We start from the raw sequence: 16,157 nt of genomic DNA, 5'->3' as shown, positions 1-16,157 counted from the left end.
CTGGGTAAAGGTGGGCAGCGTCCCATCAACGCCTCCCCTTCAAGAGACGCCGGAACGGCCCGATCATTACGCGCATCTGTCGGATACCGATGCGCGCACCACCGGCACATCGCGTTCTTTCGAATCCCCCGCGATATTTCGGTCAGCTCACCTTATTGGACAGGAAGTGTCGAATGAAAGGAATGCGCCACACTTCATCCGCAATTTACTTTGAACGTTTATTCAGTCTTGCCGCCCCGGCGCGATGCGGGTGTATGTTTCGGAAATGGAGCCGTTGCGCGTAGGGCTCGTCGCAGATCCGGCTTCGCCCACGGCCGTGGCTCGTCGGATGACCGACCTCGCGCCGCCGATCACCGCCGAGGCCGTCGGCCGGACGGTCGAACTCGTCAGCGAACCGTTCACCCTCGGATCCGAGGATGTCGACGTCGCCGTGGCTCGACTCGGTGAGCACGCCGAGCAGAACGGGTGGGATCTCGTCATCGGTGTCACCGAACTCCCGCTGCGCGCCGACGACGGCCGCTATCTGCTGGCGGCGATCGACGCGCGGCGCCGGTCCGCGGTGCTGTCACTGCCCGCTCTGGGCGGTGTGAGGGTGCACGCGCGAGCACGCCAGACCGTGCGAGGGCTCATGGATGAGATGGCCGAACCCGCCACGCGCGAGGATCAGCGCCTGCCGCTCCCCCGGATCAGCGCCCGCGGGCGCCTGCTCATGGGCATGGTGCTGGCGAACCGCCCGTGGATGCTCGCCGCGGGACTCAAGTCGGCATTGGTCGCGGCCCTGGCGACTGGCGCCGTGGCGACGATCGAACCGACGGTGTGGTCGCTCGCGATCTCCCTGTCGGGCTGGCGCCTGGCGGCGGCGATGGTCGCCTCCATCGCTATCCTCATCGCCTGGATCGTGATCGACGGCGAGCTCTGGGACCGCCCCGAGGACGACTCGCCCGCGTCGCGGGAGAGATCCCGGCTCTACAACACCTCGACGATTCTGACTCTGACCGTGGGGATCGTCATCTGCTATCTGGCCCTGTACGCCGTGAACCTCGCCTGGGCCCTCTTCGTCCTCGATACGGCGGTGATGAGCGACGCCCTCGGTCGCGCCGTCGCGCTTCCCGACCTGTTCGTGCTCACCTGGTTCGTCGCGTCGGCCGCGACGCTCGGCGGGGCACTGGGCACCGGCTTGGAGTCGGACGATTCGATCCGCGCCGCCACCTATTCGAAACGCGAGGAGGAGCGGCGCGCTCGCCTTGCCGGCGAGCGCGCCTGAACCGATCACGAGCGCACCGGAACCGACCAGGCGAGATGATCGCCGAGCGGACCGCGCCGCTGACAGTGACTCAGAAGTCCCAGTCGTCGTCTTCCGTCGCCTCGGCCTTGCCGATGACGTAGGAGGAACCCGAGCCCGAGAAGAAGTCGTGGTTCTCGTCGGCGTTCGGCGACAGGGCCGACAGGATCGCCGGGTTCACGTTCGTGACCGTCGACGGGAACATCGCCTCGTAGCCGAGGTTCATGAGCGCCTTGTTGGCGTTGTAGTGCAGGAACTTCTTGACGTCCTCGGTCAGCCCGACGCCGTCGTAGAGATCCTGCGTGTACTGCACCTCGTTGTCGTAGAGCTCGTAGAGGAGCGAGAAGGTGTAGTCCTTCAGCTCGTCGCGGCGCTCCTGGGTCTCGTTCTCGAGACCCTTCTGGAACTTGTAGCCGATGTAGTAGCCGTGCACGGCCTCGTCACGGATGATGAGGCGGATGAGGTCGGCCGTGTTCGTCAGCTTCGCCTTCGACGACCAGTAGATCGGCAGGTAGAAGCCCGAGTAGAACAGGAACGACTCGAGCAGGGTCGAGGCGATCTTGCGCTTGAGCGGGTCGTCGCCCTGGTAGTAGTCCATGATGATCTGAGCCTTCTTCTGAAGGTTCGGATTCTCGGTCGACCACCGGAACGCCTCGTCGATCTCCTTCGTCGACGCGAGCGTCGAGAAGATCGAGGAGTAGCTCTTCGCGTGCACCGACTCCATGAACGCGATGTTGGTGTACACCGCCTCTTCGTGCGGGGTGATCGAGTCGGGGATGAGCGACACGGCGCCCACGGTGCCCTGGATCGTGTCGAGCAGCGTGAGACCCGTGAAGACGCGCATCGTCAGCAGCTGCTCCTCGGGGGTGAGCGTGTTCCACGACTGGATGTCGTTCGACAGCGGCACCTTCTCGGGCAGCCAGAAGTTGTTCACCAGACGGTTCCAGACCTCGAGGTCCTTGTCGTCTTCGATGCGGTTCCAGTTGATCGCCTGCACGCTGTCGACCAGCTTGAGCGGAGGGTGAGGAGTCATGTTCGTCGTTTCTCGATAATCAGTGACGGGTCAGAGCATGCAGGAGACGCACTCGGTCATGTCGGTGCCCTCGAGCGCCATCTGACGCAGACGGATGTAGTAGATCGTCTTGATGCCCTTGCGCCATGCGTAGATCTGCGCCTTGTTGATGTCGCGCGTCGTGGCGGTGTCCTTGAAGAACAGCGTCAGCGACAGACCCTGGTCGACGTGCTGCGTCGCCGCGGCGTACGTGTCGATGACCTTCTCGTAGCCGATCTCGTAGGCGTCCTGGTAGTACTCCAGGTTGTCGTTCGTCATGAACGCCGCCGGGTAGTAGACGCGACCGAGCTTGCCTTCCTTGCGGATCTCGATCTTCGACGCGATCGGGTGGATCGACGACGTCGAGTTGTTGATGTACGAGATCGATCCGGTCGGCGGCACCGCCTGCAGGTTCTGGTTGTAGATGCCGTGCTCCTGGATGGACGCCTTCAGCGCCACCCAGTCGGCCTGGGTCGGGATGTGCTTGCCCGCGAAGAGCTCCTTGACCTTCTCGGTCGCCGGCACCCACTCCTGGTCGATGTACTTGTCGAAGAACGCGCCCGAGGCGTACGTCGAGTCCTCGAAGCCGTCGAACGCCTGCTTGCGCTCGATCGCGAGGTTGTTCGAGGCGCGCAGCGCGTGGAACAGCACCGTGTAGAAGTAGATGTTCGTGAAGTCGATGCCCTCTTCGGAGCCGTAGTAGACGTGCTCGCGAGCGAGGTAGCCGTGCAGGTTCATCTGGCCGAGGCCGATGGCGTGCGAGCGGTCGTTGCCGTCTTCGATCGAACGGACCGAGCGGATGTGGCTCTGGTCGCTCACCGCGCTGAGCGCACGGATCGCCGTCTCGACGGTCTGACCGAGGTCGTCGGCATCCATCGACAGCGCGATGTTCATCGAGCCGAGGTTGCAGGAGATGTCCTTGCCGATCTGGTCGTACGACAGGTCGTCGTTGTACGTGGTCGGCGTGTTCACCTGCAGGATCTCGCTGCAGAGGTTCGACATGTTGATGCGGCCCTTGATCGGGTTGGCCTTGTTCACCGTGTCCTCGAACATGATGTACGGGTAGCCCGACTCGAACTGGATCTCGGCGACGGTCTGGAAGAACTCGCGCGCGTTGATCTTGGTCTTCTTGATGCGCGAGTCGTCGACCATCTCGCGGTACTTCTCGGTGACCGAGATGTCACCGAAGGGCACGCCGTAGACCTTCTCGACGTCGTACGGCGAGAAGAGGTACATGTCCTCGCCGTTCTTGGCGAGCTCGAAGGTGATGTCGGGAACGACGACACCCAGCGAGAGGGTCTTGATGCGGATCTTCTCGTCGGCGTTCTCGCGCTTGGTGTCGAGGAACCGCATGATGTCGGGGTGGTGCGCGTTGAGGTACACCGCACCCGCGCCCTGACGGGCACCGAGCTGGTTGGCGTAGCTGAAGCTGTCTTCGAGCAGCTTCATCACGGGGATGATGCCCGAGGACTGGTTCTCGATCTGCTTGATCGGGGCGCCGGCCTCACGGATGTTCGAGAGCAGCAGCGCCACGCCGCCGCCGCGCTTGGAGAGCTGCAGCGCCGAGTTGATGCCGCGGGCGATCGACTCCATGTTGTCTTCGATGCGCAGCAGGAAGCAGCTGACGAGCTCGCCGCGCTGCGCCTTGCCCGCGTTGAGGAACGTCGGTGTCGCCGGCTGGAAACGGCCGGAGATGATCTCCTCCACCAGGGCGACGGCGAGCTTCTCGTCACCGTCGGCGAGTCCGAGGGCGGTCATGACGACGCGGTCCTCGAAGCGCTCGAGGTAGCGCTTGCCGTCGAACGTCTTGAGCGTGTAGCTCGTGTAGTACTTGAAGGCGCCGAGGAACGTCTCGAAGCGGAACTTCTTGCCGTAAGCGAGGTCGTTGAGCTTCTGGATGAACTCGAGCGAGTACTGCTCGATCACGGCCGGCTCGTAGTACTCCTTCTCGACCAGGTAGTCGAGGCGCTCCTTGAGGGAGTGGAAGAAGACCGTGTTCTGGTTGACGTGCTGCAGGAAGTACTCCCGCGCCGCACGCTTGTCGGCGTCGAACTGGATCTTGCCGTTCGCGTCGTAGAGGTTCAGCATCGCGTTCAGGGCGTGGTAGTCCAGCCCCTCGTACGCCTGGTTCATCTTGAACGCCGCCTGCTGTGTCACGGTCTGCTCGTCAACTGCGCTGCCCACACTCGTTCCAATCCGTCGCTGACGCGATCCACGTCGTCCTGTGTGCCGAAGATTTCTAGCCGGTACAAGTGAGGCACGTGGCACTTGCGGCTGATGATGTCGCCGGCGAGGCAGAATGCCTCGCCGAAGTTGGTGTTGCCTGCGGAGATCACTCCGCGGATGTGACGACGGTTGCGCTCGTCGTTGAGGAACCGGATCACCTGCTTGGGCACGGCGCCCCGCTCGACGCCTCGCCCCTCGCCCCCGCCATAGGTCGGGGTGACCAGAACGTAGGGCTCGTCGATGACGAGCTCTCCGTCGTTCCGGTGGAGCGGGATACGTCGGGCGGGAAGGCCCAGTTTCTCGATGAAGCGCGCCGTGTTTCCGGACACGCTCGAGAAGTAGACGAGGAGCGGTGCTGCGGTCGCGATGGCGTTCATGCGTCGATTCGCTCTCTCACCCCGCTGCGCGGCTGCCCGATCAGGCCAGACGGGTCGCGAGCTCGTCGATCTTGTCGGGACGGAAGCCCGACCAGTGGTCCTCGTCGGTGACGACGACCGGCGCCTGCATGTAGCCCAGCGCCTTGACCTGCTCCAGGGCCGTCGGGTCCTCCGACAGGTCGTGGATCTCGTACTCGATGCCCTTGGCATCCAGGGCGCGGTAGGTCGCGTTGCACTGGACGCAGGAAGGCTTGGTGTAGACCGTGATCGACATCTGTTTCCCCTCAGAATCGTTGTGTGGCCGGCAGTCCTCCGCCGGGAGTTCAATACTACATATAGGGACGGACACTCGGAGTGACCACAAGGGGTAGTAGTTACATTCGTGTAGTTTTTCCACCGCTCTCCCCAGATACAACACAGGTTCTCCACCGTTTCTTCCACAGGCGGAGGGGCGGGCGCAGGGCTCCCGAACCGCGAGAAATCGCGGCTGGGAGGCACCTGTGAGAGATCCATCCACAGGTCGCACGCTACGCCGGGCATCCGACATTCGGATTCCTGTGGAAACTGCTCCTCGGCGTGTCGTCGGCGTGTCGCCGATGCCGGGGCATCCGACCGTTCCCGTAGCGTCCTCGGCTGCCGGTACCGTTGTCTGGTGGCGGGATATCAGGACCTTCTTCGCACGCCCGGAGTGGCGCGCATGATCGCGGCTCAGCTGACGGCGCGATTCCCCAACGGCATGTCCTCGCTCGCGATCCTGCTGCACGTCGAGCAGCAGACCGGGTCGTACGGTGCCGCGGGCCTCGTACTCGCCGCGACGAGCGTCGGGCAGGCCGTCGCCGGCCCCGTGACCAGCCGCTGGATGGGCGCGTGGGGCATGCGTCGCGTGCTCACCCTCACCCTCTCGGTCTGCGTCGTCGCCGTGCTCTGCCTGGCCCTGCTCCCCCTGAGCCTGCCCGGCTACATGGCGCTCGGTCTGATCGCCGGGCTCTCGACACCGCCCGTGCAGTCGGCGGTGCGCACGATCTACCCCAAGCTCGTCAACGCCAAGCAGCTCACTCCCCTCTTCTCCCTCGACGCCTCGCTGCAGGAGATCATCTGGATCCTCGCCCCGGTGGTCATCACGCTGGTCTCGACCCAGGTCGGCACCACGCAGGGTCTGCTCCTCGTGGCGGTGTTCCTGGTCGGCGGCGGCTCGTGGTTCATCCTCTCCCCCGAGGTCGGGCGCGTGCGCATCCCGCGCAGCCGCAGCGCGCTCGGCAAGGTGGTGCTCAAGCCCCCGGTGCTGATGGCCACCATGATCGGCTTCCTCCTCATCGGCGCGTGCTCCGCGGTCGAGGTGGGTGTGGTCGCGACCTTCGAGCACGGCAGCCTCGAAGCAGGCCTGGTGCTCGCGGTCTTCGCGGTGGGAAGCCTCGCGGGTGGGCTGTCGTTCGGACACATCCCGATCGGGCCGTGGGCGATGGCGCGCCGCCTCACGATCGTGACGGTCGGCCTCGCGCTCACCATGGTCTCGCTCAACGTGTTCTGGCTCGGCGGCACGCTCATCCTCGCCGGTATCGGCATCGCGCCGGCCCTCGCGGTGCTGTTCGCGATCACGACGGCGAGCGTCAAGTTCAGCGAGACCGCCGAGGCCTTCGGCTGGGCGGGCACCGGTCAGCTCATCGGCGCCGCTGCCGGATCCGCGGTGGCCGGCTTCCTCGTCGATGCCACCGACGCCCGCGGAGCCTACTTCGCCGCCGTCCTCTTCGCCGCGCTCGGTCTGGTCGTCTCGATCGTCTTCGTCCGCGCCCTCCCCGACCTGCGTCATCGCGACGCGAGCCCCTACCCCGACACCGAACCCCTGGCGGTCACCCCCTCATGAGCACGCTCCCCTCTTCTCCGTCCGCGCCCGAGGTCGTCTGCATCGGCGAGTCCATGGGCCTCGTCACCGCACTGGGCGCTCCTCTGGCCGAGACCGAGACCGCCGCCCTCGGCATCGCGGGCGCCGAGGGCAACGTCGCGGTCGGCCTGGTCGCCGCGGGGCACCGGGCCGTGTGGGCGTCGCGCCTCGGCGACGATCCCCTCGCTGAGCGCATCACCGGCGAGCTTGCTCGGCGCGGGGTCGAGCTCTGGGCCGAGAAGGACGCGGATGCTCCCACCGGCGTCATGTTCAAGGATCCGGGCGTCGAGTCCTCGTCGGTCTACTACTACCGCCGCGGATCGGCCGCCTCCCTGATGGATTCCGGCTTCCTCTCCGTCGACCGGCTGCGGGGCGTGCGCGTCGTGCACACGACGGGCATCACGCCCGCGCTCTCCGCCTCGTGCCGCGCCATGGTCGACGACCTGTACGTCGACGCCCGCGAGGCGGGGGCCCTCGTCTCGTTCGATGTGAACGACCGCCGAGCGCTGTGGTCGATGGACGACGCGCAGGCCACTCTGACCCGCCTCGCCGACGCCGCCGACATCGCCTTCGTGGGCCGTGACGAGGCCGAGCGGCTCTGGGGCACCGCGACCGCCGCCGATGTGCGCGCCCATCTGCCGAACTGCGCTCTCCTGATCGTCAAGGACGGCGACGTCGGCGCGACCGCCTTCGCCGCCGGCGAGGAGCCCGTGTTCGTCCCCGCTCCGCGCGTCGACGTCGTCGAGCCCGTCGGAGCCGGCGACGCCTTCGCCGCGGGTTTCCTCGCCGCGACCCTCGATGGCACGGCCCTCGCCGACCGGCTCTCCGCCGGGCACACCGCCGCCGCGCGCGTGCTCCGCACCCACGGAGACCTGCCGCCGCTCGGATGACGGCGATCGACACCCGACGGAGACTCCCTCCCGTCGCGGTTCTAGGCTGAGGGCATGGCCGCACCGCTCATGCTCCCCCGCCTCTCCTGGGGCGATCCGACCGCCGACCGCCATGTGCTCCTCGTGCATGGGCTGGGGTCGTCCGGCGCGCTGATGTGGCGCCTCGGCGAGGCCCTCGCCGAGTCCGGGTGGCACGCGGTCGCCGTCGACCTGCGCGGTCACGGCGACGCACCGCGGGCGCTCGACTACACCGTCGCCGCGTATGCCACGGATCTCGGGATCGCGCGACCGCAGCGCGGAGGCGCGTGGGATGCCGTCGTCGGCCACTCGCTCGGCGGCGCCGCGAGCACGGTGGCCGCGGCATCCGACCCGGACTGGACGCGCCGCCTGATCCTGCTCGATCCCGCGATCTTCGTCGAGGGCCGCGACGCGAAGATCGTGCGCAAGAGTCAGGAGCGCGCGTTCGCGGACCAGCGGATCGAGGTCGTGCAGCAGGAGCATCCGCACTGGCACCCGCAGGACTGGGAGCTCAAGGTCGACGCGGTCCGCCGGGCGAGCGCCTGGGCGGTCGAGCAGACCAGCGTGCAGAACACCCCCTGGGACGTGCGAGCGGATGCCGCACGCCTCGCCGTTCCCACGCACGTGATCGCCTCGGATCCCGAGGTCTACAGCATCTTCACCGGCGACACCGCGACCGACGTGCTGAGCGCGAACCCGCTCGTGACGATGTCGATCGTCGACGGCGCCGGGCACTCGCTGCACCGCGACAAGCCGGAGGAGTCGATCCGTCAGCTCCGGGAGGCCCTGGCATGAGCGCCTTCGACCCGGCCGCCTTCCTGCCCGACGATCTGCTCGAGCGGATCCGCGAACGCGCACCGATCCACGACCGCGAGAACACGTTCCCCCAGCAGGATCTCGACGAGCTCCGCGCCGCCGGTTACCTCGCCATCCTCGTCCCGGCCGACCGCGGAGGTGCGGGACTCGGGCTCGCCGAGGCGGCGATCCTGCAGCAGCGCCTCGCCTCGGCCGCACCGGCGACCGCGCTGGCGATCAACATGCACCTCGTCTGGACGGGTGTCGCGAAGGTGTTCTCCGACCGCGGGGTCCCCGGCCTCGAGTTCGTGCAGGACGGCGCAGTCGCGGGCGAGGTCTTCGCATTCGGCATCAGCGAGGGCGGCAACGACCTCGTGCTGTTCGGCAGCGACACGGATGCCGCGCCCACCGCCGACGGCGGCTACACGTTCACCGGCACGAAGATCTTCACCTCGCTCGCCCCGGTGTGGACGAAGCTCGGACTGCACGGCCTCGACACGACGAGCGCCGACGCTCCGAAGCTCGTGTTCGCGTTCGTGGAGCGCACGGATGCCGTCGTCACCGGCGACGACTGGGACACCCTCGGCATGCGCGCCACCCAGAGCCGCACCACTCGGCTGTCGGGGGCAGCGGCCTCCGCCGAGCACGTCGTGCGGCGCATCGATCCGGGACCGAACCCCGATCCGATCGTGTTCGGCATCTTCAGCGTCTTCGAGGTGCTTCTGGCCTCGGTCTACACCGGGCTCGCCCGCCGCGCGCTCGATCTCGCGGTCGAGACCGCTCACCGGCGCCGCTCGAAGAGCACCGGTGCCGCGTACAGCCAGGACCCCGACATCCGCTGGCGGATCGCCGACATGGGCCTCGCCTACGACGCGCTCCCGCCGCAGATCCGGGCCCTCGCGCGCGACGTCGACGAGCGCGTCGATCACGGCGCCCGCTGGTTCACGCTGCTGTCGGGGCTCAAGCACCGCGCGATCACGACGGCGAAGCAGGTCGTCGACGAGGCGATGCTCGTCGCCGGAGGCGGCTCGTACTTCTCGAGCAACGAGCTGTCCCGCCTCTACCGCGACGTGCTCGCCGGAGCCTTCCACCCCTCTGACCCCGAATCCGCGCACGCGACGGCGGCGAGCGCCTGGCTCGGCCCTCGCGAAACCTGACACTTCCTGCCGAATTCGCAGATTGAATGAATCGATCCTGCGAAATCGGTTGAAATGACCAGCCACGGGTGCGAGGATCGCACCATGGTCTCCTCGAAGAAGCAGTCCCCCCTCGATGCCGTCTCCAAGACGATCATCGAGCTGCTCCAGGACGACGGGCGTCGCTCGTACTCCGACATCGGCCGCGTCGTCGGCCTGAGCGAAGCGGCGGTCCGTCAGCGCGTGCAGCGGCTCACCGAATCCGGGGTGATGCAGATCGTGGCGGTCACCGACCCCATGCAGCTCGGCTTCCACCGGCAGGCGATGATCGGCATCCGCGTGTCCGGCGATGCGCGCCGCGTCGCCGAGGCCGTCGCCGAGATCGAGGCGATCGACTACGTCGTCATCACGGTCGGCGCCTTCGACGTGCTCGCCGAGGTCGTCTGCGAGGACGACGAAGACCTGCTGTCGCTGATCAACGACGTCATCCGACCGATCGACGGCGTGCTGTCGACCGAGACCTTCATCTACGCCAAGCTGCAGAAGCAGCTCTACAACTGGGGGACCCGATGAGCACCGCATTCTCACCCGAGGCCGAGGCCGCACTGCAGGCGAAGGCTCAGGACCACCTCTGGATGCACTTCACGCGCCAGTCGACCATGGCCACCTCCGGTGTGCCGATCATCGTCAAGGGCGAGGGCCACCGCATCTGGGACGCGAAGGGCAAGGAGTACTTCGACGGGCTCGCCGGCCTCTTCGTCGTCAACGCAGGCCACGGGCGGCAGCGTCTCGCCGAGGCCGCGGCGAAGCAGGCATCCGAGCTCGCGTTCTTCCCGCTGTGGTCGTACGCGCACCCGGCGGCGATCGAACTCGCCGACCGCCTCGCCGACGAGGCACCCGGCGACCTCAACCGCGTCTTCTTCTCGACCGGCGGCGGTGAAGCCGTCGAGACCGCGCTCAAACTCGCGAAGCACTACTGGAAGCTGCAGGGCAAGCCCACCAAGCACAAGGTGATCTCGCGCTCGGTCGCCTATCACGGCACCCCGCACGGCGCCCTGGCGATCACCGGCATCCCCGCGATGAAGGCGATGTTCGAGCCGGTCGCCCCGGGCGGATTCCGGGTGCCGAACACCAACTTCTACCGGGCGGCCGAGATGGGTGCCCCCGCCGACGACCTCGAGGCCTTCGGCCGCTGGGCCGCCGACCGCATCGAGGAGATGATCCTCTTCGAGGGCGCCGACACCGTCGCCGCGGTCTTCCTCGAGCCGGTGCAGAACTCCGGCGGATGCTTCCCGCCCCCTCCCGGCTACTTCCAGCGGGTGCGCGAGATCTGCGACCGGCACGACGTGCTGCTCGTCTCGGACGAGGTCATCTGCGCCTTCGGGCGCCTCGGCCACACCTTCGCGTGCACGGGTCTCGGCTACGAGCCCGACATGATCACCTGCGCGAAGGGCATGACGAGCGGGTACTCGCCGATCGGCGCGACGATCGTCAGCGACCGCATCTACGAGCCGTTCTCGAAGGGCGACCTGTCGTTCCCTCACGGCTACACGTTCGGCGGTCACCCGGTCTCGGCGGCGGTGGCGCTCGAGAACCTCGCGATCTTCGACGAGGAGGGACTCAACGCCCGCGTCCGCGAGAACTCGCCGCTGTTCCGCGCCGAGCTCGAGAAGCTGAGCGATCTGCCGATCGTGGGCGATGTGCGCGGCGACGGCTACTTCTTCGGCATCGAGCTGGTGAAGGACAAGGCGACGCGCGAGACCTTCGACGACGCCGAGTCCGAGCGACTCCTGCGCGGATTCCTCTCTCCCGCGCTGTTCGAGGCCGGCCTGTACTGCCGCGCCGACGACCGGGGCGACCCCGTGATCCAGCTCGCGCCGCCGCTGACCGTGGGTCCGGCCGAGTTCCGCGAGATCGAGCAGATCCTGCGCGACGTGCTCACCCGCGCGCAGGCCGTTCTCTGAGCAGCCCCTCTCCCCTTCCACTTCACACCCTCAGGAGCACTGTGGACGTCGTCCGTCATGTCATCAACGGTTCGGAGACCGCCGAGGCGGCCCGCACCGGTCAGATCTTCAACCCCGCGACCGGTGAGGTGACCCGCGAGGTCGCGTTCGCCTCGACCGCCGAGGTCGACGGCGCGATCGCCGCCGCCGCGGCCGCCGCACCCGCCTGGCGCGAGACGAGCCTGATCAAGCGCGCCGACGTGTTCTTCCGGCTGCGCCAGCTGCTCAAGGAGCGCACGCCCGAGCTCGCGGCGATCGTCACCTCCGAGCATGGCAAGGTGCTCTCGGATGCCGCGGGCGAGGTGTCGCGCGGCATCGAGAACGTCGAGTTCGCCGCCGGTCTCGTGCACCTGCTCAAGGGCGAGCGCAGCGAACAGGTCTCACGCGGCGTCGACGTGCACTCGGTCAAGCAGCCGGTGGGGGTGGTCGCCGCGATCACGCCGTTCAACTTCCCCGTGATGGTGCCGCTGTGGATGGTCGCCTCGGCGATCGCCTGCGGCAACACGGTCGTGCTCAAGCCCAGCGAGAAGGACCCGTCGGCCGCCGTGTGGCTGGCGAAGCTCTTCCGGGAGGCGGGCCTCCCCGACGGCGTGCTCAACGTCGTGCACGGCGACAAGGAGGCCGTCGACGCCCTGCTCGAGTCGCCCACCGTGTCGGCCGTCAGCTTTGTGGGCTCCACCCCGATCGCCCGCTCGATCTACCAGCGCGCCTCGGCCGCGGGCAAGCGCGTGCAGGCCCTCGGGGGCGCGAAGAACCACATGGTCGTGATGCCGGATGCCGACATCGACGCGGCGGCCGATGCCGCGGTCTCCGCCGCCTACGGCTCGGCCGGCGAGCGCTGCATGGCCGTGTCGGTGCTCGTCGCCGTCGGCGACGTCGCCGACGACCTGGTCTCGGCGATCGCCTCCCGCATCGACGGACTCACGATCGGCGACGGCACCGATCCCTCCAGCGAGATGGGCCCGCTCATCACCCGCGAGCACCGCGACCGGGTGGCCTCGTACGTCACGGGAGCGGCGGCCGAGGGCGCCACGGTCGTCGTCGACGGCACCGCGAAGGAGTTCGACTCGAACGGCTTCTTCTTGGGCGTCAGTCTGATCGACCACGTCACCCCGGGCACGAAGGTGTACGACGACGAGATCTTCGGCCCGGTGCTGTCGGTCGTGCGCGTCGACACCTACGCGGATGCCGTGGCGCTCGTGAACGCCAACGCCTACGGCAACGGCACCGCGATCTTCACCCGCGACGGCGGAACGGCCCGTCAGTACGAGTTCGACATCGAGGTCGGGATGGTCGGGGTCAACGTGCCGATCCCCGTGCCGATCGGTGCGTACTCCTTCGGCGGCTGGAAGGACTCGCTGTTCGGCGACTCCCACATCTACGGCCCCGAGTCCGTGCACTTCTACACGCGCTCCAAAGTGGTCACCACCCGCTGGCCCGACCACACGCCGTCGCAGATCGACCTCGGCTTCCCGAGCAACCACTGATCGAGGAGCACGACCGATGACGAACTTCACCGACCGCCACGGTGCGGCCCACGCGCTGCCTGCTCCGGATGCCGAGGCGCAGGTGCGCGCCGACGACCGGGGGCACGTCTTCCACTCGTGGAGCGCACAGACGCTGATCGATCCTCTGCCCGTCGCCGCCGGCGAGGGATCGACGTTCTGGGACTACGCGGGCAACGCCTACCTCGACTTCTCGAGTCAGCTCGTGAACCTCAACCTCGGCCACCAGCATCCCGATCTGGTCGCCGCGATCCAGCAGCAGGCCGGCCGGCTCGCGACCATCCAGCCGTCGATGGCGAACGACGTGCGGGGCGAACTCGCCCGCCTGATCTCCGAAGTCGCGCCCGCGGGCATGCAGAAGGTGTTCTTCACGAACGGCGGCGCCGAGGCCAACGAGTACGCCGTGCGCATGGCTCGCCAGTTCACCGGGCGCCGCAAGGTGCTCTCGATGTACCGCAGCTACCACGGGTCGACCTCCACGGCGATCTCGCTCACCGGCGACCCGCGGCGCTGGGCGAACGACGGCGTCGACAACGGCACGGTGCGCTTCTTCGGCCCCTACCTGTACCGGTCGCCCTTCCACGCCGAGACGCCCGAGCAGGAGTCCGAGCGGGCGCTCGCACACCTCGAGCAGACGATCCAGCTCGAGGGTCCGGCCACGATCGCGGCGATCATCATCGAGACCGTCGTCGGCACCAACGGCGTGCTCGTGCCGCCGCCCGGGTACCTTCCCGGCGTGCGCGAGCTGTGCGACCGCTATGGCATCGTCTACATCGCCGACGAGGTGATGGTCGGGTTCGGCCGCCTCGGCGAGTGGTTCGGCATCGACGCGTTCGATGCGACACCCGACCTGATCAGCTTCGCGAAGGGCGTCAACTCCGGCTACGTGCCGTTGGGCGGCGTGGTGATCTCGGATCGCATCTCCGCGGCGTTCGACGAGATGCCGTTCGCCGGCGGACTCACCTACTCCGGGCATCCGCTCGCGTGCGCGGCGGGCGTCGCCACCTTCGAGGTGTTCCGTCGCGACGGCATCCTCGAGCGCGTGCGCGATCTGGGCGAGCGCATCGTCGAACCGACCCTGCGCCGCTGGACCGAGACGCATCCGAGCGTCGGCGAGGTGCGCGGACGCGGTCTCTTCTGGGCGATCGAGCTGGTGCGCGACCGCGCGACCCGCGAACCGCTCGTACCGTTCAATGCGTCCGGAGCGGATGCCGCGCCGATGGGTGCCTTCGCCGCCGCGGCGAAGAAGGGCGGCGTCTGGCCGTTCGTGCACTTCAACCGCGTGCACGTCGCGCCGCCGCTGATCATCTCGGAGGACGACCTGGTGCGAGGACTCGCCGTGATCGATGAGGCGCTGAACGTCGCCGACGAGGCGGCCGCGCGCTGACGGACTGCGGCTGCCCGGGATTCAGATCAGGAACCCGCGCAGCAGCGCCTCGGAACCGGCGAGGTGGTCGCGCATCGCGGCCTCGGCGACGTCGGGCCGACCCGCGAGGATCGCCGTGACGATGCGCTCGTGCTGCTCGCCCGAGTGCTGGATGTTGCGCGGCAGGAGGGGGAAGGTGTCGAGCCAGGCGTTGACGTCGGCCCGGTTCTCGGCGACGAGCGCGACGAGCGACGGGATGCCCGCGGCCTCGGCGATCGCCAGGTGCAGCAGCGTGTCGAGGCGGCGGTACTCCTCGGGGCCGGCCGGAAGCGCCGATTCGTGCCGCGCCCACAGATCCGCCCGCGTCGCGGCATCCAGCGTGCGGCTCGCCGCCGCGCGCACGGCACCGGTCTCGAGCACGCGCCGGAGGCCGAGCACGTCGTCGATCTCGGCCGCGGTCACCGCCCCGGCATCCGAAGGTTCCGGCAGCGGATCCGCGACGAACGTACCGCCGTACCGCCCGCGCTTCGGCACCAGATAGCCGGTGTCGGCGAGCTCACGGATCGCATCGCGCACGGTGTCGCGGCTCACCCCGAAGGACGCCGCGAGCTCGCGCTCCGGCGGCAGCGACTCCCCCGGAGCGACGACGCCGAGTCGGATGGTCTGCACGAGGCGAGCGACCGCATCCTCGAGAGCGTTCCCGCGGCGCAGCGGGCGGTAGACCGCCCGGCGCACCTCGACGAGATCGCCGTCGGAAGGGTGCTCGCTCATGCTTCTCAGCCTGTCACAGCGACATGATCCCGCTTCACAGCATCCGACATCACCGCATCCCGCTTCACAGTGGAGTGACGTAGGCGTTGGTGATGCCGCCGTCGACGACGAAGGCGCTGGCGGTGATGAACGACGAGTCGTCGGAGGCGAGGAAGGCGACAGCGGCGGCGAGTTCGGACGGCTCGGCGAAGCGCCCCATCGGCACGTGCACGAGACGCCGCTGCGCGCGCTCGGGGTCCTTCGCGAACAGCTCCTGCAGCAGCGGGGTGTTCACCGGCCCCGGGCAGAGCGCGTTGACCCGTACGCCCTGCCGGGCGAACTGCACGCCCAGCTCGCGCGACATCGCGAGCACGCCGCCCTTCGACGCGGTGTAGCTGATCTGCGAGGTCGCCGATCCCAGCAGCGCGACGAACGAGGCGGTGTTGATGATCGATCCGCGGCCCGCCGGCACCATGTGACGCAGAGCCGCACGGCTGCAGAGGTACACGCTCTTGAGGTTCACGTCCTGCACGCGGTCCCAGGCGGGCAGCTCGGTCGTCTCGATCGAGTCGTCGTCGGCGGGCGAGATTCCGGCGTTGTTGAAGGCGATGTCGATGCGCCCGAACTCCGCTGCCACGCCGTCGAACAGCGCGTCGACCTTGGTCTGGTCGGCGACGTCGACCGGGCGGAACGCCCCGCCGACCTCGGCCGCCGCCTTCTCGCCCGAGGTGGGGTCGACGTCGGCGATGACGACGAACGCCCCCTCGGCGGCGAAGCGCTGGGCGGTGGCGAAGCCGATGCCGCTCGCTCCACCGGTGATGATGGCGACGCGGTCCTTCAGGCGCTGGGTCAGATCGATGCTCATGTGTGTTTCTCCGT

General features: G+C 68.1%; 15 protein-coding genes. 9 read left to right on the top strand and 6 right to left on the bottom strand.

From position 1 onward, the window contains the following. Positions 1-328: 328 nt before the first annotated feature. Positions 329-1,264, top strand: coding sequence for a hypothetical protein (locus ACI2JZ_RS15475; RefSeq protein ID WP_404598380.1), 936 nt, complete (start codon positions 329-331; stop codon positions 1,262-1,264). Positions 1,265-1,334: 70 nt separating this feature from the next. On the opposite strand, the gene nrdF is transcribed toward ACI2JZ_RS15475, so the two are convergent. The 4 genes from nrdF to nrdH are packed head-to-tail and all read right to left on the bottom strand — an operon-like array spanning position 1,335 to position 5,210. Then, entirely contained in the window at positions 1,335-2,315 is a 981-nt protein-coding gene (gene nrdF / locus ACI2JZ_RS15470) for a class 1b ribonucleoside-diphosphate reductase subunit beta (RefSeq protein ID WP_247624936.1), read from the bottom strand. 30 nt (positions 2,316-2,345) lie between these two features. Continuing rightward, positions 2,346-4,466, bottom strand: coding sequence for a class 1b ribonucleoside-diphosphate reductase subunit alpha (gene nrdE / locus ACI2JZ_RS15465; protein ID WP_247625269.1), 2,121 nt, complete (start codon positions 4,464-4,466; stop codon positions 2,346-2,348). A 20-nt stretch (positions 4,467-4,486) separates the two neighbouring features. Beyond that, complete coding sequence (gene nrdI, locus ACI2JZ_RS15460) at positions 4,487-4,936, bottom strand: class Ib ribonucleoside-diphosphate reductase assembly flavoprotein NrdI (protein WP_247624937.1); 450 nt, start codon at positions 4,934-4,936, stop codon at positions 4,487-4,489. Positions 4,937-4,976: 40 nt separating this feature from the next. Then, positions 4,977-5,210: a glutaredoxin-like protein NrdH gene (nrdH, locus tag ACI2JZ_RS15455; RefSeq protein ID WP_247624938.1), complete on the bottom strand. Its 234-nt coding sequence runs from the start codon at positions 5,208-5,210 to the stop codon at positions 4,977-4,979. 378 nt (positions 5,211-5,588) lie between these two features. On the opposite strand from nrdH, the gene ACI2JZ_RS15450 reads away from it, so the two are divergent. From ACI2JZ_RS15450 to ACI2JZ_RS15415, 8 genes are all read left to right on the top strand, one after another. Then, positions 5,589-6,797 (top strand): MFS transporter, encoded by a 1,209-nt coding sequence (locus ACI2JZ_RS15450; protein WP_247624939.1) that lies wholly within the window; start codon positions 5,589-5,591, stop codon positions 6,795-6,797. Next, the gene (locus ACI2JZ_RS15445) at positions 6,794-7,705 is read left to right on the top strand and encodes a sugar kinase (protein ID WP_404598378.1); all 912 of its coding nucleotides are present in this window, start codon (positions 6,794-6,796) and stop codon (positions 7,703-7,705) included. Before ACI2JZ_RS15450 ends, ACI2JZ_RS15445 begins: the two co-directional genes overlap by 4 nt. A gap of 54 nt (positions 7,706-7,759) precedes the next feature. Continuing rightward, positions 7,760-8,518, top strand: a complete 759-nt coding sequence (locus ACI2JZ_RS15440; RefSeq protein ID WP_404598376.1) for an alpha/beta fold hydrolase — start codon at positions 7,760-7,762, stop codon at positions 8,516-8,518. Beyond that, entirely contained in the window at positions 8,515-9,675 is a 1,161-nt protein-coding gene (locus tag ACI2JZ_RS15435) for an acyl-CoA dehydrogenase family protein (protein ID WP_404598375.1), read from the top strand. Before ACI2JZ_RS15440 ends, ACI2JZ_RS15435 begins: the two co-directional genes overlap by 4 nt. An 84-nt stretch (positions 9,676-9,759) precedes the next feature. Next, on the top strand, positions 9,760-10,227 hold the full coding sequence (locus tag ACI2JZ_RS15430) for an Lrp/AsnC family transcriptional regulator (RefSeq protein ID WP_247624943.1): 468 nt from the start codon (positions 9,760-9,762) through the stop codon (positions 10,225-10,227). Further along, positions 10,224-11,618, top strand: coding sequence for an aspartate aminotransferase family protein (locus ACI2JZ_RS15425; protein WP_336641998.1), 1,395 nt, complete (start codon positions 10,224-10,226; stop codon positions 11,616-11,618). The genes ACI2JZ_RS15430 and ACI2JZ_RS15425 overlap by 4 nt, the downstream gene beginning before the upstream one ends. 41 nt (positions 11,619-11,659) lie before the next feature. Next, on the top strand, positions 11,660-13,144 hold the full coding sequence (locus ACI2JZ_RS15420; protein WP_247624945.1) for a CoA-acylating methylmalonate-semialdehyde dehydrogenase: 1,485 nt from the start codon (positions 11,660-11,662) through the stop codon (positions 13,142-13,144). Between the two features lie 16 nt (positions 13,145-13,160). Further along, positions 13,161-14,549: an aspartate aminotransferase family protein gene (locus ACI2JZ_RS15415; protein ID WP_404598372.1), complete on the top strand. Its 1,389-nt coding sequence runs from the start codon at positions 13,161-13,163 to the stop codon at positions 14,547-14,549. Positions 14,550-14,570: 21 nt separating this feature from the next. Here ACI2JZ_RS15415 and ACI2JZ_RS15410 read toward each other — a convergent pair whose 3' ends face one another. Next, entirely contained in the window at positions 14,571-15,299 is a 729-nt protein-coding gene (locus ACI2JZ_RS15410; RefSeq protein ID WP_247634240.1) for a FadR/GntR family transcriptional regulator, read from the bottom strand. Positions 15,300-15,363: 64 nt separating this feature from the next. Next, complete coding sequence (locus ACI2JZ_RS15405) at positions 15,364-16,143, bottom strand: 3-oxoacyl-ACP reductase (protein WP_247624948.1); 780 nt, start codon at positions 16,141-16,143, stop codon at positions 15,364-15,366. Positions 16,144-16,157: the final 14 nt, after the last annotated feature.

Source organism: Microbacterium sp. NPDC087868, from assembly GCF_044900755.1.
Lineage (GTDB): Bacteria > Actinomycetota > Actinomycetes > Actinomycetales > Microbacteriaceae > Microbacterium > Microbacterium galbinum.
Note: the sequence above shows the minus strand (reverse complement) of the source record. Positions and strands in the feature narration are given on the sequence as shown.

Coding starts and splice junctions, on each gene's coding strand:
- ACI2JZ_RS15475 (WP_404598380.1), top strand. CDS start 329: ATGACCGACCTCGCGCCGCCGATCACCGCCGAGGCCGTCGGCCGGACG.
- nrdF (WP_247624936.1), bottom strand. CDS start 2,315: ATGACTCCTCACCCTCCGCTCAAGCTGGTCGACAGCGTGCAGGCGATC.
- nrdE (WP_247625269.1), bottom strand. CDS start 4,466: ATGAACCAGGCGTACGAGGGGCTGGACTACCACGCCCTGAACGCGATG.
- nrdI (WP_247624937.1), bottom strand. CDS start 4,936: ATGAACGCCATCGCGACCGCAGCACCGCTCCTCGTCTACTTCTCGAGC.
- nrdH (WP_247624938.1), bottom strand. CDS start 5,210: ATGTCGATCACGGTCTACACCAAGCCTTCCTGCGTCCAGTGCAACGCG.
- ACI2JZ_RS15445 (WP_404598378.1), top strand. CDS start 6,794: ATGAGCACGCTCCCCTCTTCTCCGTCCGCGCCCGAGGTCGTCTGCATC.
- ACI2JZ_RS15440 (WP_404598376.1), top strand. CDS start 7,760: ATGGCCGCACCGCTCATGCTCCCCCGCCTCTCCTGGGGCGATCCGACC.
- ACI2JZ_RS15435 (WP_404598375.1), top strand. CDS start 8,515: ATGAGCGCCTTCGACCCGGCCGCCTTCCTGCCCGACGATCTGCTCGAG.
- ACI2JZ_RS15430 (WP_247624943.1), top strand. CDS start 9,760: ATGGTCTCCTCGAAGAAGCAGTCCCCCCTCGATGCCGTCTCCAAGACG.
- ACI2JZ_RS15425 (WP_336641998.1), top strand. CDS start 10,224: ATGAGCACCGCATTCTCACCCGAGGCCGAGGCCGCACTGCAGGCGAAG.
- ACI2JZ_RS15415 (WP_404598372.1), top strand. CDS start 13,161: ATGACGAACTTCACCGACCGCCACGGTGCGGCCCACGCGCTGCCTGCT.
- ACI2JZ_RS15410 (WP_247634240.1), bottom strand. CDS start 15,299: ATGAGCGAGCACCCTTCCGACGGCGATCTCGTCGAGGTGCGCCGGGCG.
- ACI2JZ_RS15405 (WP_247624948.1), bottom strand. CDS start 16,143: ATGAGCATCGATCTGACCCAGCGCCTGAAGGACCGCGTCGCCATCATC.